At 70.4% G+C, this 13,448-nt stretch carries 11 protein-coding genes; 7 read left to right on the top strand and 4 right to left on the bottom strand.

What is annotated here, in order from left to right; genetic code table 11:
- Positions 1-29: 29 nt before the first annotated feature.
- The 3 genes from ACWEF6_RS18165 to ACWEF6_RS18155 form a co-directional block, all read right to left on the bottom strand.
- Entirely contained in the window at positions 30-2,294 is a 2,265-nt protein-coding gene (locus ACWEF6_RS18165) for a transglycosylase domain-containing protein (RefSeq protein WP_449683989.1), read from the bottom strand.
- A 169-nt stretch (positions 2,295-2,463) separates the two neighbouring features.
- Positions 2,464-5,115 (bottom strand): transglycosylase domain-containing protein, encoded by a 2,652-nt coding sequence (locus ACWEF6_RS18160; protein ID WP_449683988.1) that lies wholly within the window; start codon positions 5,113-5,115, stop codon positions 2,464-2,466.
- Positions 5,116-5,182: 67 nt separating this feature from the next.
- A complete protein-coding gene (locus ACWEF6_RS18155) occupies positions 5,183-5,578 on the bottom strand; it encodes a DUF5318 domain-containing protein (RefSeq protein WP_310968414.1) in 396 nt (131 codons plus the stop codon).
- A 245-nt stretch (positions 5,579-5,823) separates the two neighbouring features.
- Between ACWEF6_RS18155 and ACWEF6_RS18150 the strand changes: the two genes are divergently transcribed.
- The 4 genes from ACWEF6_RS18150 (at position 5,824) to ACWEF6_RS18135 (ending at position 8,874) form a co-directional block, all read left to right on the top strand.
- Positions 5,824-6,369: a PadR family transcriptional regulator gene (locus ACWEF6_RS18150; protein WP_086679623.1), complete on the top strand. Its 546-nt coding sequence runs from the start codon at positions 5,824-5,826 to the stop codon at positions 6,367-6,369.
- A gap of 72 nt (positions 6,370-6,441) precedes the next feature.
- The gene (locus tag ACWEF6_RS18145) at positions 6,442-7,530 is read left to right on the top strand and encodes an inositol-3-phosphate synthase (protein ID WP_310968415.1); all 1,089 of its coding nucleotides are present in this window, start codon (positions 6,442-6,444) and stop codon (positions 7,528-7,530) included.
- A 91-nt stretch (positions 7,531-7,621) separates the two neighbouring features.
- Positions 7,622-8,152 carry an RNA polymerase sigma factor gene (locus ACWEF6_RS18140; protein ID WP_449683987.1) on the top strand — a complete coding sequence of 177 codons (531 nt, stop codon included), beginning with the start codon at positions 7,622-7,624 and terminating at the stop codon, positions 8,150-8,152.
- Positions 8,149-8,874: a hypothetical protein gene (locus ACWEF6_RS18135; RefSeq protein WP_449683986.1), complete on the top strand. Its 726-nt coding sequence runs from the start codon at positions 8,149-8,151 to the stop codon at positions 8,872-8,874. The genes ACWEF6_RS18140 and ACWEF6_RS18135 overlap by 4 nt, the downstream gene beginning before the upstream one ends.
- Here the strand turns inward: ACWEF6_RS18135 and ACWEF6_RS18130 are convergent.
- Entirely contained in the window at positions 8,840-9,478 is a 639-nt protein-coding gene (locus ACWEF6_RS18130; protein ID WP_449683985.1) for an HAD family hydrolase, read from the bottom strand. The two genes, ACWEF6_RS18135 and ACWEF6_RS18130, sit on opposite strands and share 35 nt — an antisense overlap.
- Before the next feature lie 67 nt (positions 9,479-9,545).
- Between ACWEF6_RS18130 and ACWEF6_RS18125 the strand changes: the two genes are divergently transcribed.
- From ACWEF6_RS18125 to ACWEF6_RS18115, 3 genes are all read left to right on the top strand, one after another.
- On the top strand, positions 9,546-10,004 hold the full coding sequence (locus ACWEF6_RS18125; RefSeq protein WP_449683984.1) for a MarR family winged helix-turn-helix transcriptional regulator: 459 nt from the start codon (positions 9,546-9,548) through the stop codon (positions 10,002-10,004).
- A complete protein-coding gene (locus ACWEF6_RS18120) occupies positions 9,994-11,211 on the top strand; it encodes an MFS transporter (RefSeq protein WP_449683983.1) in 1,218 nt (405 codons plus the stop codon). The genes ACWEF6_RS18125 and ACWEF6_RS18120 overlap by 11 nt, the downstream gene beginning before the upstream one ends.
- A gap of 111 nt (positions 11,212-11,322) precedes the next feature.
- Positions 11,323-13,389, top strand: coding sequence for a PhoX family protein (locus ACWEF6_RS18115; protein ID WP_449683982.1), 2,067 nt, complete (start codon positions 11,323-11,325; stop codon positions 13,387-13,389).
- The last annotated feature ends 59 nt before the right edge of the window (positions 13,390-13,448 follow it).

Below are 13,448 nucleotides of genomic sequence, written 5' to 3'. Positions count from 1 at the left end.
CTCCGAGGTCACGGCCTCCTCCCCCGGTCTCACGGACCGGAGTTCGACTGGCCGGTGTCGTTCCCGTTGCCGCGTCCGGGACCCCGGCCGTCGCGCCGCACGCGGTTCTGCTGCTGCTGTTGCTGCTGATCCTGGTTGCCGCCGCGGCCGATGGTGAAGCGCTGCTCCTGCTGCTGTTGTTGTTGCTGCTGGAACTGTTGCTGCTGCTGTTGCTGCTCGAGCTGGAACTGCAGCTGGTCGTCCTGCGGCGAGGTGATCGCCTGGACGCGGTCGAAGCGCTCGCCCGGTTTCCCGGACAGGTAGAGCTGCATGAACCGCTGCCACACCGGTCCGGCCACCAGGGACGGGGTCAGCGGCTGGCCGGCCGGGCCGCGCAGGGCCTTGTCGCCGTCACCGCCGACCCAGACCGCGGCGGCGACCGAGGGCGTGTAGCCCACCATCCACGTCTGCGAGTTCGTGTTCGCCGCCGACGCGGGTTCGTCGTCGCCGGGGGTGTGCTGCTGGGTTCCGGTCTTGCCCGCGCACTCGTGGCCGGCCGGGCAGGTCAGCCGCGAGAACGGGATCACCGGCGCCAGCGCGGCGGTCACGTTCCCGGCGATCTGCCTGCTCTTGCCGCGGTCGTTGTCGGCGAACGCGTCCGTCGCACGCGCGTCGGCCTCGTAGGCGGTTTCGCCCTGGGAGTTCGTCACCTTTTGCACGAAGTGGCGGCCGTGCTGGACGCCGCCGGCGGCGAAGGTCGCGTACGCCGAGGCCATGTCCGCCGGCGTGACCGCGGTCTGGCCGCCGCCGATGGAGATGTTGTTGTCGCCGGTGAACAGCACGCTGCGGCCGCCGGTGTCCTTCGTGCGGATCCCCGCTTCCTGCGCGGCTTCGGCGACCCCGCCCGGCTTGGTCACGTTGAGCACCATGTCGTAGAAGACGGTGTTGGTGGACCGCTGCATCGCCTCGGCCACCGTGCACTGCTCGGAGCAGCTGCTGCTGACGCCGGCGTTGCGCACCGGCAGCGGCACGTCGGGGAACGTCCGCGGCGAGCGGCCGTCGAAGACCGCGTTGAGCCCGCGGCCGCCCTTGAGGAACGCGGTGAGGTCGAACGGCTTCATCGACGACCCGGGGTTGTGCGCTTCGTCCGCCCAGTCGCGTCCGGCCTGGTCCTCGCCGTTCGGGCCCTTCACGATCGGCGCGCCGCCGTAGTAGGCGAGCACGCCGCCGGACTTGGGGTCGACGGCGACGAGCGCGTCGAGGATGCGGTCGTCGGTCTGCTCGGCCATACCCTCGGCGACGGCTTTCTCGGCGGCTTCCTGCGCCTTCGAGTCGATCGTCGTGAACACCTGGAACCCGCCCGAGTAGTACTTCTCCTCGGGAATTCCGGCCGCGGCCAGCTCGGCTTTCACTTGTTTCTTGACGAACGGGTTCAGCGTGGTCCCCTGCCGCGATTCGACGAGCGGGACAGGTGCCGGGAACTTCGCCGCCTTGCGGTCGGCGGCGGAGAGGTACCCGTTGCGCTGCATGCGGTCCAGTGCCGTGCTCCACCGGTCGCGGGCGACCGTCCCGTTCTCCGACCGGCCCGGCTGCTGGATCAGCCCGGCGAGCAGCGCGGCCTCGGAGTAGTTCAGCTGGTTGGCGTCCTTGCCGAAGTACGCCTGCGCCGCCGACTGGATGCCGTACGCGCCGCGGCCGAAGTAGATGATGTTGAGGTAGGCGGTGATGATGTCCGCCTTCTCGTAGGTCTGGTTCATCTTGAACGACTTCGCGAGCTCGACCCACTTGCGGGTCAACGTCGGGGCGTCGTCGCCGGACGAAACCTTGATGTACTGCTGCGAAATCGTCGAACCGCCGCCGGACCCGCCGGTGACCTGGTTGTAGGCGGCCCGGGCGATGCCGGAGAGGTCGAAGCCGGAGTTGGTCTCGAAGGACGCGTCCTCGGTGGCGATCACCGCTTTCTTGACGACGTCCGGGATCTGGGCCGGGCTCAGGATCTGCCGGTTCCCGCCGGTGGGCACGTCCTTGCCCATTTCGGTGCCGTCGGCGTAGAGGTAGGTGACCGCTTGGCCCTGCGACTGCGCGACCGTGTCCGGCGACGGCACGTCGACGGAGAAGTACGTGATCACGAAGGCGACCGCGGGCACCAGGAAGAACAGGCCGGACAGCACGTACAGCACCCGGCGGACCGTCTTCCAGCGACGGCGCTTGCGCGCATCCGGCGCCGGTTCCGGGGTGACGTCGGCGGCGAACTCGTCCGGTTCGGCCGGCCGCGGCGGAAGGGGCCGGCGTGGCTGGTAGCGACCACGCGGCACCGGCCTCCGGCCGGACCTCGAGCGATTTCGGTCGGTGTACACGGGGCCGTCCTCGGGTACGCAAGTGGGCTGCGGGCGCAGACCCCTCGACACTCCACACGGACCACGGGCGGCGGTGGTTCACCGAAACGGCGAAGGCCCCGCACCGTTCCCAGTGCGGGGCCTTCGATCAGCCTTCTCCGGCGCCCGGTGGCCGGGCGAGCCCGTCGCCGGGCAGCGGCGGGGTGGACCCGCCCGGACCCGGCCGCGTCGGCCGGCCCGTCCGCGTCGTCTCGGTCTCCGTCTCGGTCTCGGTGGGCGTCGTCGTGGGCGTCTCGGACGGCGTCGAGGTCGGGGTGTTCGACGGCGTGTCCGAGGGCTTCGACTGCGTCGTGGTGACGTCGTTGACGTCCTTGCCGATCGGGTCGACCTTGTTGAACTTCTCCGGCGGGGCCCCGTCCAGGTAGTTCTTCATGAACTCTTCCCAGATGGGCCCGGAGATGGTGCTACCGAAGATCGGCTTGTTCTTGTTGTCGTGCAGCGGGATGTTGCCGTCGCCGCCGACCCAGACCGCGGCCGAGACCGACGGCGTGTAGCCGACCATCCAGGTCTGGGCGTTGCGGTCCTTGTACGAGGCGGGGTCGCCGTCGCGCGGGTCGTACTGCTGCGTACCGGTCTTGCCGGCGCACTGGTGACCGGCCGGGCAATCCAGGTTGGAGTGCTTGATGACCGGGCCGAGCGCCGTGGTCACGTTGCCGGCGATCTGCGCGGTCTTCTGCGCGTCGCTGTCGAACGCGGGCTTGGCCTGGTACTTGCTCTCGTCGAACTCGACCTCGTCCTGGGCGTTGGTCAGCTTGGCGACGAAGTGGGCCGGACGCTGCATGCCGTCGCCGGCGAAGGTGGCGTACCCCGCGGCCATGGCCTCCGGCGTGGCCACGGTGGCGCCACCGCCGAGCGCGATGTTGATGTCCTGGCTCATCTGCGGCGACGTCGGCACGCCGGCTTCGTTGGCGGCCGCGGCCACCTTCGCCGGCTTCGTGATGTTGTAGACCATGTCGTAGAACACGGTGTTCGCCGAGATCTCCATCGCCGTGGCGACGGTGCACTGCGGGCCGCAGCTGGAACTCTCGCCCGCGTTGCGGATCGTCTTCGGCGGGTTGCCGAACTTCCGGTTGTTGGACCCGTCGAAGGTGTCGCCGAGGCCCTTGCCCATCTTCAGGTACGCGGTGAGGTCGAACGCCTTGAACGACGAACCGGGGTTCCGCGCCTGGTTGGCCCGGTCCTGACCGGTCTGATCCTTCCCCTCCGCGTTCTTCACGATGTCCGGGCCGCCGTAGTAGGCGAGGACGCCGCCGGTCTTCGGGCTCACCGCGACCAGCGCGCTGAGGAGCCGGTCGTCGGTCTGGCCCTTCATCTTGTCCGCGACCGCGTCCTCGGCCGCCTTCTGGGCCTTCGGATCGATCGTGGTGTAGACCTTGGCGCCGGTCGCGTGCAGCTTGGCGCTGTCGTAGCCCTCGTCCGCCAGCTCGTCGTCGATCCGCTGCTGGATGTGGAACGACATCGACTGGTTGGTGTCCTTGGCCGCCTTCGGGACCGGCGTCGGGAACTGCGCGCCCGCGCGTTCGTCGGCCCGCAGCCACTTGTTGGCCACCATCTGGTCCATCACGTAGTTCCAGCGGCGCTGGGCGTACTCCTGGTTCTCCGACTTGCTCGGGCCCTGGATGAGCCCCGCGAGCAGCGCCGCCTCGGACGCGTTGAGGTCCTTGACGTCCTTGTTGAAGTAGGCCTTCGCGGCCGCCTGGATCCCGTTCGCCGAGCGTCCGAAGTAGATGATGTTCAGGTAGCCCGTGATGATCTCTTCCTTGGACTCCTGGTTGTTCATCTTGAACGACTTGGCCAGCTCGGTCCACTTGCGGGTGAGCGTCGGCGCGTCGTTCTCCGTGGCCTTCTTGATGTACTGCTGGGAGATGGTCGAACCACCGCCCTGGCCACCGGTCGCCTGGTTGAAGACCGCGCGCAGGATGCCGGTGAAGTCGAAGCCCGAGTTGGTCTCGAACGTCGCGTCCTCGGCCGAGTACACCGCGTGCTTGACGACGTCGGGGATCTCGCCCGGCTTGACCAGCTGCCGGTCGCCGCCCTTGGGCAGGGACTTGCCCATCACCGTCTTGCCGTCGTTGTAGTAGTAGGTCACCGGCTGGCTCTGCAGCGCCGCGACGCTCTCCGGTGTCGGCACGTCGACCATGAAGTAGGTGATCACGAACGCGATCGCCGGAACGACGAAGAAGACGCCGACGCACGCGTAGGCGACCCGCCGGATGATCTTCCAGCGGCGCTTCTTCCGCTGCGCCGGGGTGAGGACCTTGCGGCCCTTCTCGTCGAGCTCCTCCTGGGGCCCGACGTCGTCGGCGAACTCGTCGAAACGGTCGTCGTCGTACGGCTCGTAGGCGTCCTCGGTCCCGTTGTGCGCGTGGTGGGTGATGAGATCCGGCTCACGTTCGGGTTCCGGGTCCGGACGCCGTCCGGCCGGCGGGGGCTGCCGGAACCCCTGCGGCGGCGAGCCGGGCGGGCCGCCGGGACGCCGTCCGGGCGGCTGGCGCCGGTCGGACGCGCCGCTCTGGCCGCGTGGCGCCTGCGGACGTCGTGGCTGGTCAGCGGGCCACTGCCGGCCGCCCTCGTCGCCGGCGGGCCAGGCCGGGCCGCCCTGCCCGGGGTTGCCGCGGGGCGGGGTGGCGCGCCGGGGCGACTCACCGGGCCACGCCGGTCCCGCGTCTTCACCCGGCCATGGGGCGCGACGGGGTGCGTCTGGCTCCTGGTTGGGCCAGGAGCGGTTGTCGTCGGTCACGGACGGTCCTCCCGGATCAGTCCCCACAGGGGGTCTGACCTGCGTGTTGCGATGGTCGTACGGTGGCTCACCGGCCCGCGGTCCTTCGCGGACCCGCCGGTTCCCCTGTGCCCAGGACGTATGACCGGACCAAGTGGTTCCAGTGGCACGCCCGGCACACTTCGACGTCGTACACGGTGAACTCGGCGAACGAGCCCGCCATCCGGGCCAGCTCTTCCGGTGTCCTGGCCGAGCCCGCCACGTGCTTGAGCTCGTCGCCGTACACCCAGGACACCAGGGTCAGCGGCTCCTGGCGGCAGATCGGGCAGGGCTGGTCGCCGTCCCGGCCGTGGAACTTCGCCGCTCGCAGCAGGTACGGGCTCGCGTCGCAGGCCTCGTGGCTGCCGACGCGCCCGGAGCGGACTTCGGCCAGCAGCGCACGGCGCTGCAGCGCGTAGTCCACGACCTGCCGCTGGTTAATCACGAGGACAGAGTACGGGCTCTTCCTGTGTCGTCCACGCCCCCTAGCGCCCGCAAGCCCGGGACCGGGGCGGACACGCCGGACGTTCGATAACTCTCCGGTGAATTTCGACCCTGATGGGTAGCGAGGAGAGGTTAGCTTCGCCACTTCGATGTATCGGCGCGATATAGTGGCTGAGTAGGTTGGATCGAGGCGCTCGTTCGGAGCAACGCGGGTGGTCTCGGTTTGTTCCCGAAAGGGGGTGCGGTGTGCTGGAGTTCGCGATCCTCGGTCTTCTGCACGAAGCGCCCATGCACGGGTACGTGCTGCGCAAGCGGCTGCACGAGACGCTCGGCACGTTCCGGACGTTCTCGTACGGCTCGCTGTACCCGACCCTGCGGAAGCTGTTGCGGGCCGGGTACCTGGTCGAGGAGCTGGACGAGGCCGACGACCGGGCGTGGTCGCGGCGCGGGCGCCGGGTCTACAAGCTCACCGCGGAGGGCAAGGAGCGCTTCGGTGAGCTGCTCGGCGACGCCGGGCCGCAGACCTGGGACGACGAAGGCTTCGGCGTCCACCTGGCCTTCTTCTCGCGGACCCCGGCCGACGTGCGGATGCGGATCCTCGAGGGCCGCCGCCGCCGCGTCGAGGAACGCCGTGAGGGCATGCGGGCGGCGCTGGCCAGGGCCGAGGAGAAGATCGATCGCTACACCCGCGAGCTGCACCGGCTGGGGCTGGAGACCAGCGAGCGGGAGGTGCGCTGGCTCAACGAGCTGATCGCGCACGAACAAGCCGAACGGCAGGGTCCGGAGACCTGAGCCGCCCGGCCCGGGCCGCAGCGTCGCGGCACCAGACCTACTGAACAGACACGGATTGAAGGAGAAACCCCCATGGGCGAGAACCGCCGCGTACGGGTGGCCATCGTGGGCGTCGGCAACTGTGCGGCGTCGCTGGTCCAGGGTGTCCAGTACTACCGCGACGCGGATCCGGCCACCCGCGTCCCCGGTCTGATGCACGTCGACTTCGGCGGCTACCACGTCCGCGACATCGAGTTCGTAGCCGCGTTCGACGTGGACGCCAAGAAGGTCAGCCGCGACCTGTCCGAGGCGATCTTCGCCTCCGAGAACAACACCATCAAGATCGCCGACGTGCCGCCGCTCGGCGTCACCGTCCAGCGCGGCCACACCCACGACGGGCTCGGCCGCTTCTACCGCGAGACGATCGAGGAGTCCGACGAGACCCCGGTCGACGTCGTCGCCGCGCTGCGCGAGGCGCAGGCCGACGTGCTCGTGTCGTACCTGCCGGTGGGCTCCGAGGTGGCCGACAAGTTCTACGCCCAGGCCGCGATCGACGCCGGCGTGGCCTTCGTCAACGCGTTGCCGGTGTTCATCGCCTCCGACCCCGAGTGGGCGCAGAAGTTCACCGACGCCGGCGTCCCGATCGTCGGTGACGACATCAAGTCCCAGGTCGGGGCCACCATCACGCACCGCGTGCTGGCGAAGCTGTTCGAGGACCGCGGCGTCCAGCTCGACCGGACGATGCAGCTCAACGTGGGCGGGAACATGGACTTCCTGAACATGAAGGAGCTCGAGCGGCTCGAGTCCAAGAAGATCTCCAAGACCCAGTCCGTCACCTCGCAGGTCGACCGCGAGCTGGGCAAGGGCAACGTCCACATCGGACCGTCGGACTACGTGCAGTGGCTCGACGACCGCAAATGGGCCTACGTCCGGCTCGAGGGCCGCGCGTTCGGCGACGTGCCGCTGAACCTGGAGTACAAGCTCGAGGTGTGGGACTCGCCGAACTCGGCGGGCATCATCATCGACGCCGTGCGCGCCGCGAAGATCGCGCTCGACCGCGGCATCGGCGGCCCGATCCTGTCGGCGTCGTCCTACTTCATGAAGTCGCCGCCGGAGCAGTACGACGACGCGACCGCCCGCGACGCCGTCGAGAAGTTCATCCGCGGCGAGGTCGAGCGGTAGGAACTGTCGTCGGAGGAGGCCGTCACCGCTGGTGGCGGCCTTCTTCGCGTGTTGCACTAAACCGGTGGGGCGGGGCAGGCGTTGGCGGGGTGTGAGTGCGAGTGTGGGCGAGAGCGTGCCGGGGGACCTGGGCGCGCCGACCTTCCACGACCTGTTCCGCGAGTACTTCGGGCAGATGACCCGGCTGGCCCACCTGCTCGGCGCGGACGACGCGGAGAACGTCGCGCAGGAGGCGTTCGTCAAGCTCCACCAGCGCTGGGACACCCTGACCGACCACACGCGCGTGGCGGGCTACCTCCGCACGACCGTGGTGAACATGTCGCGGTCGCGGACCCGGCACCTGCGCGTCGTCCGGCGGACCCCGCAGGAGCGGCCGCCGGACGAGCTGTCGGCCGAGGTCCGGGCAGTCGCCAACTGGGAGCACCAGCAGCTGCGGGCGGTGCTGACGCGGCTGTCCCGGCGGCAGCGCGAGGTCCTCGTGCTGCGGTACTGGCTGGACCTGAGCACGGCGGCCATCGCGGAAACGCTGGGCATCTCGCCGGGCACGGTCAAGGCGACGACGCACCACGCGATGGAGAACCTGCGCAAGCACCTGGGGGACGACCTGGGAGGTGAGCGATGACCGACCTCGAACGCAAGCTGGCCGAAGCACTGCGCGAACAGGCCCGGGAGGTCTCGCCCGACCTCGAGTCCGCCTGGCTGGAACAGCAGCGCCGGCAGCGGCGGCCGTCGCGCCGCCGCCGGGCCGCCGTCTGGGTGGCTCCGCTGGCCGCCGTCCTGGTCGTGCTGACCAGCGTGCTGCTGGCCACCCAGGTGAATACGGCCCAGCCTCCGCCGCCGCAGCCCGCGACGCAGCCGGGGCAGGAGCTGGTGCTCGCCGAGCCCGTGATCTCGCCGGAGAACCTGGTCGGCGGGGACGAGCCGGTGGCGCTCACCGACTTCGCGGGCCAGACGAACGCCTGGACGTCGTACGCGGTCAACCCGGCCGGCCCGGCGGGGCAGCCGTGGTTCTGCGTCGAGACGTTCCTCAAGGGCACCACCCACGGCGGCCCCGGCTCGCAGTTCGGCATCGAGTCGCCGTCGTGCGTCCCGCGGTCGGACGGGGTCGTCCGGGCCGGGTACGTGGGCAAGGACGGCGGCCCGCTGCCGGCGGGCAAGGCGGTCCTCCTCGTCGACCCGACGGTGCGGGTGCTGCGCCTCTACAGCGCGGCCGGCGACCTGAGCCCGGCCAAGGAGGTCGGCACCCTGGGCCGCGACCACGTGTTCCTCGCCGACGTGCAGCCCGGGTCGCCGCCGGTCCGCTTCGAGGTCAACCCAACCCAAGCGCTCCCGGCAAGCCGGTGATCTTCTCCACCACGGCCGTGGCCTGCCCCAATACCTCGGGATCCGGCGGGAAGTGCGGGTTCGGCACCGCGTACACCGCCATCTTCGCCGCCAGGGCGGACCGCAGCCCGTTCGTCGTGTCCTCGACGGCCGCGCAGTCCTCCGGGGCCACGCCCAGGAGCTCGGCCGCCCGCAGGTAGACGTCCGGCGCGGGTTTGCCCGCCCCGACCTGCTCGGACGACACCGCCGCCCCGACCGGCAGGCCGGTCACGTCCAGGAACCCCTTGATCAGGATCACCGGCGACGAGCTCGCGATCGCCACCGGCCACCGCGCCGACACCTGCCGGACGACGTCCACCGCGCCCGGGATCAGCGGCGGTTCCGCGGCGTACCGGGCCGCCATCCGCTTGACCACCAGCGTGGCGATCTCGGCCGGGGTGGTCCGCGCGCCCAGCTCCTCCACCAGGTAGCGGGCCCATTCCGGGGTGCTCATCCCCTGCTGCGCCCGGGTCGCCTCCTCGCGCCAGGTGCCGCCGTGCTCGGCGACGACCGCGCGCCGCACCTCGTCCCAGATCCGCTCGGAGTCCACCAGTACGCCGTCGAGGTCGAAGATCACCGCGTCCATGGCCCGAGCCTAACCTGTGAGCGGACTTACTTAGCCACCCTTACTAATTTTTTGTTAGCCTAGCTAAGTGACTTCCGCGATCACCGATCTCGCCCACCGGCTGCGGCCGCTGGTCTTCCGGCTCTACCACCAGGTCCGCCGCCAGACCCCGCAGCTGACGCTGACCCTCACCCAGGGTTCGGTGCTGAGTGAGCTGGTCAACGGCGGTCCGCGGCGGATGTCCGCGCTGGCCGAGTTCGAAGGGGTGCGGCTGCCGTCGATGACCGACGTCGTCGGCCGGCTCGAACGGCTCGGCCTCGCGACCCGCCGCCCGGACCCCGCCGACGGCCGCGCGGTGCTGGTCGAAGTCACCGACGAGGGCCTGCGCTTTTACGCCGAACTGGTGACGGCTCGCGAGGAGTTCCTCCGCGAGCGGCTCATCGCGATGGACGAAACCGACCGCGCAGCGATCGATGCCGCCCTGCCCGCTCTCGCCAAATTGCTCGTCGACACCGAGAAGGAGGAACTGATCAGCGATGAGCGCTGAACACCACTCGAGCCTGCTGGACGCGGTCAAGGGCCAGCCGAAGCAGGTGTGGATCACCGCGTTCGCCGCGGTCATCGCCTTCATGGGGATCGGCCTGGTCGACCCGATCCTGCTGTCCATCGCCAAGGGCCTGGACGCGACGCCGTCCCAGGTCACCCTGCTCTTCTCGTCCTACCTCGGCGTCCAGGTCGTCGCGATGCTGGTCACCGGCGCGGCGAGCGCCCGCTTCGGCGCCAAGCGCACGGTGCTCGTCGGGCTGACGCTGATCGTCGCGGCCACCGCCCTGTGCGCGGCCGCCGGGTCGATCGAGCAGCTCGTCGGGCTGCGCGCGGTCTGGGGCCTGGGCAACGCGTTCTTCATCGCGACCGCGCTGTCGGTGATCGTCGGCGCCGCGACCGGCGGCCAGTCCGGCGCGATCCTGCTCTACGAAGCCGCCCTCGGCGTCGGCCTGTCGGTCGGCCCGCTGCTGGGCGCGCTGCTCGGCAGCATCTCGTGGCGCGGCCCGTTCCTCGGCACCGCGATCCTGATGGCCGGCGCGCTCGTGCTGTGCGCGGTGTTCCTCAAGAGCGACAAGCACGAGCAGCGGTCGCCGATCAAGCTGCTCGACCCGCTGCGCGCGCTCAAGCACACCGGCCTGCTGCGCACCTCGGTCGCCTCGGCGCTGTACACGGCCGCGTTCTTCGCCGTGCTGGCCTGGTCGCCGTTCGTCCTCGGCTGGAGCGCGATCGCCGTCGGCCTGGTCTTCTGCGGCTGGGGCCTGTGCGTCGCCGTCGCCGGAGTCGCCCTCGCGCCGCGGCTGGCCGCCCGGCTCGGCGAGCGGCACGCCGCCGCGGCCGCCGTCTTCGGGTACGCCGTGCTGATGCTGGTCCTCGCCGTGCCGAGCAAGCCGGTGCTGGTCGCCGGGATCGTCGTCTCCGGGCTGGTGTCGGGCCTGCTGAACACGCTGTTCACCGGCACCGCGATGTCGATCAGCGACGCGCCGCGCCCGGTCGCCAGCGCGGGCTACAACTTCTGCCGCTGGCTGGGTGGCGCGGTCGCCGCGACGCTCGTCGGGCACGTCGCCGAGTGGTTCGGCTCGCCGCAGGCGCCGTTCGTCGCCTCGGCCGTGCTGTGCGTCGTCGCGGGGGCGTTGCTCTCGCTGCGGGAGAAGAAGGCGGACCCGCACACGCTGCCGAAGGAAGCGGTCCTCGTCGGCGAAGAGTTCTGAGTCACACCCGTACGGAGCAGCAATACACCCGCCGTTCACCTGTATGTCGTGAATGGCTGGTTTGGGAAGCTTACGGTCGGTTCGTTCCCGAACTCCCACCATGGAGGCCTCGTGCCCGACCGCCTGCTTCCCCTGCTGCCCGTCCACCCCGGCGGCCGTTCCCCGGTCACCTGTGAGTACCGCTGCGGCAACGCCTGCGCCCACCCGGAGGCCAACGAATCCGGGAACGAGTACTTCGGCGACGTCGTCAAGGACATCTCGCGCCGCCGGGTGTTCAAGGCCGGTGCCGTGATGGCCGCCGCCGCGGGCGGGTTCGCCGCCCTGTCCGGGACGGCGGCGGCCTCGCCGCTCCGGAAGCCGCAGCCCCGGCCGCGTCCGGTCCCGGGCACCGACTTCACGCCGGTCCCGCCGAACAAGCTCGACGCGGTCAGCATCCCCGACGGGTACGCCCAGCGCGTCGTCGTCCGCTGGGGCGACCCGGTCGTCGCGGGCGCGCCGAAGTTCGACTTCACCAAGCAGACCGCGGCCGCGCAGGCCAAGCAGTTCGGGTACAACAACGACTTCGTCGGCCTGATCCCGCAGGACCCGCTGGGCCTGTCGAACCTGCTCGTGGTCAACCACGAGTACACGACCGAGGTCCACATGTTCCCGGCCGACCAGTACGACCCGGCCAACCCGACCGAGGAGCAGGCGAAGATCGCCTGGGCGGCGCACGGCCTTTCGGTGCTGCAGGCCCGCCGCGACCCGATCCACGGCGGTCTGGAGGTCGTCCCGAGCCGCTACGGCCGCCGGATCACCCTCGACACGATCTTCGAGGTCCGCGGCCCGGCCGCCGGCTCGAAGTTCCTCAAGACGTCGGCCGACCCGACCGGCCGCAAGGTCCGCGGCACGCAGAACAACTGCTCCGGCGGCGTGACGCCGTGGGGCACGGTGCTCTCCGGCGAGGAGAACTTCGACCAGTACTTCGCCAACTCCGACCAGGTCACCGACCCGGTCGCGGCGGCGCGGCTCAAGCGCTACACCGTCGGCACCGGGACGAGCACCCGCAAGTGGGAGCGCTTCGACAAGCGCTGGGACGTCGTGCAGGAGCCCAACGAGCCGAACCGGTTCGGCTGGGTCGTCGAGATCGACCCGAACGACCCGAACTCGACGCCGGTCAAGCACACCGCGCTCGGCCGCTTCAAGCACGAGGCCGCGAACATCAAGATCACCGCGGACGGCCGGGTCGCCGTCTACTCCGGCGACGACAGCCGCTTCGAGTACATCTACAAGTTCGTCTCCAAGGGCAAGTACAAGCCGGGCCACAGCGCCCACGCGCGGCGGCACAACTCGGCGCTGCTCGACGAGGGCACGCTGTACGTCGGCCGCTTCACCGGCGACAGCCCGGCCGCGGAGATCGACGGCACGGGCAAGCTTCCGGCCGACGGCGAGTTCGACGGCCGCGGCGAGTGGATCCCGCTGGCCGCCGGCAACAAGTCCTTTGTGGACGGCTTCACCGCCGAAGAGGTCTACGTCTTCACCCGCCAGGCCGCGGACAAGGTGGCCGCCACGAAGATGGACCGGCCGGAGGACATCGAGCCGAACCCGGTCAACGGCCGGGTCTACGCGGCGCTGACCAACAACAGCGACCGCGGCGCGGCGGGCAAGGCCGGCGTCGACGAGGTCAACCCGCGCAACGGCAACAAGAACGGCCACGTCCTGGAGTGGGAAGAGGACCGCGGCGACGCGGCGTCGACGAAGTTCGCCTGGCGGCTGCTGCTGGTCTGCGGCGACCCGAAGGCGGCGGACACCTACTTCGGCGGGTTCCCGAAGGACCAGGTCAGCCCGATCTCCTGCCCGGACAACGTGGCCTTCGACCGGCACGGCAACCTGTGGATCTCCACCGACGGCAACGCGCTCGGCGCGAACGACGGCCTGTTCTCGGTGCCGGTCACCGGCCCGGAGCGCGGCCACGTCAAGCAGTTCCTGTCGGTGCCGGTCGGCGCCGAGACCTGCGGCCCGGTCGTGACCGACAACCTGGTGCTCGTCGCCGTCCAGCACCCGGGTGAGAACGCGGCGAGCTCGGCGAACCCGACGTCACACTGGCCGGACGGCGGCACCGCGCAGCCGCGGCCGGCCATCGTCTCGGTGTGGAAGAAGGGCCGCTTCGGGCTGCCTGGCCGCATCGGCGAACGCTGACGCACCGGCCCGCACCCGCCGAGGTTCACTCTTAAGTGGACGGTCTTCGGCCGGTGCGG

The sequence above is a fragment of the Amycolatopsis sp. NPDC004772 genome (assembly GCF_053601215.1).
Note: the sequence above shows the minus strand (reverse complement) of the source record. Positions and strands in the feature narration are given on the sequence as shown.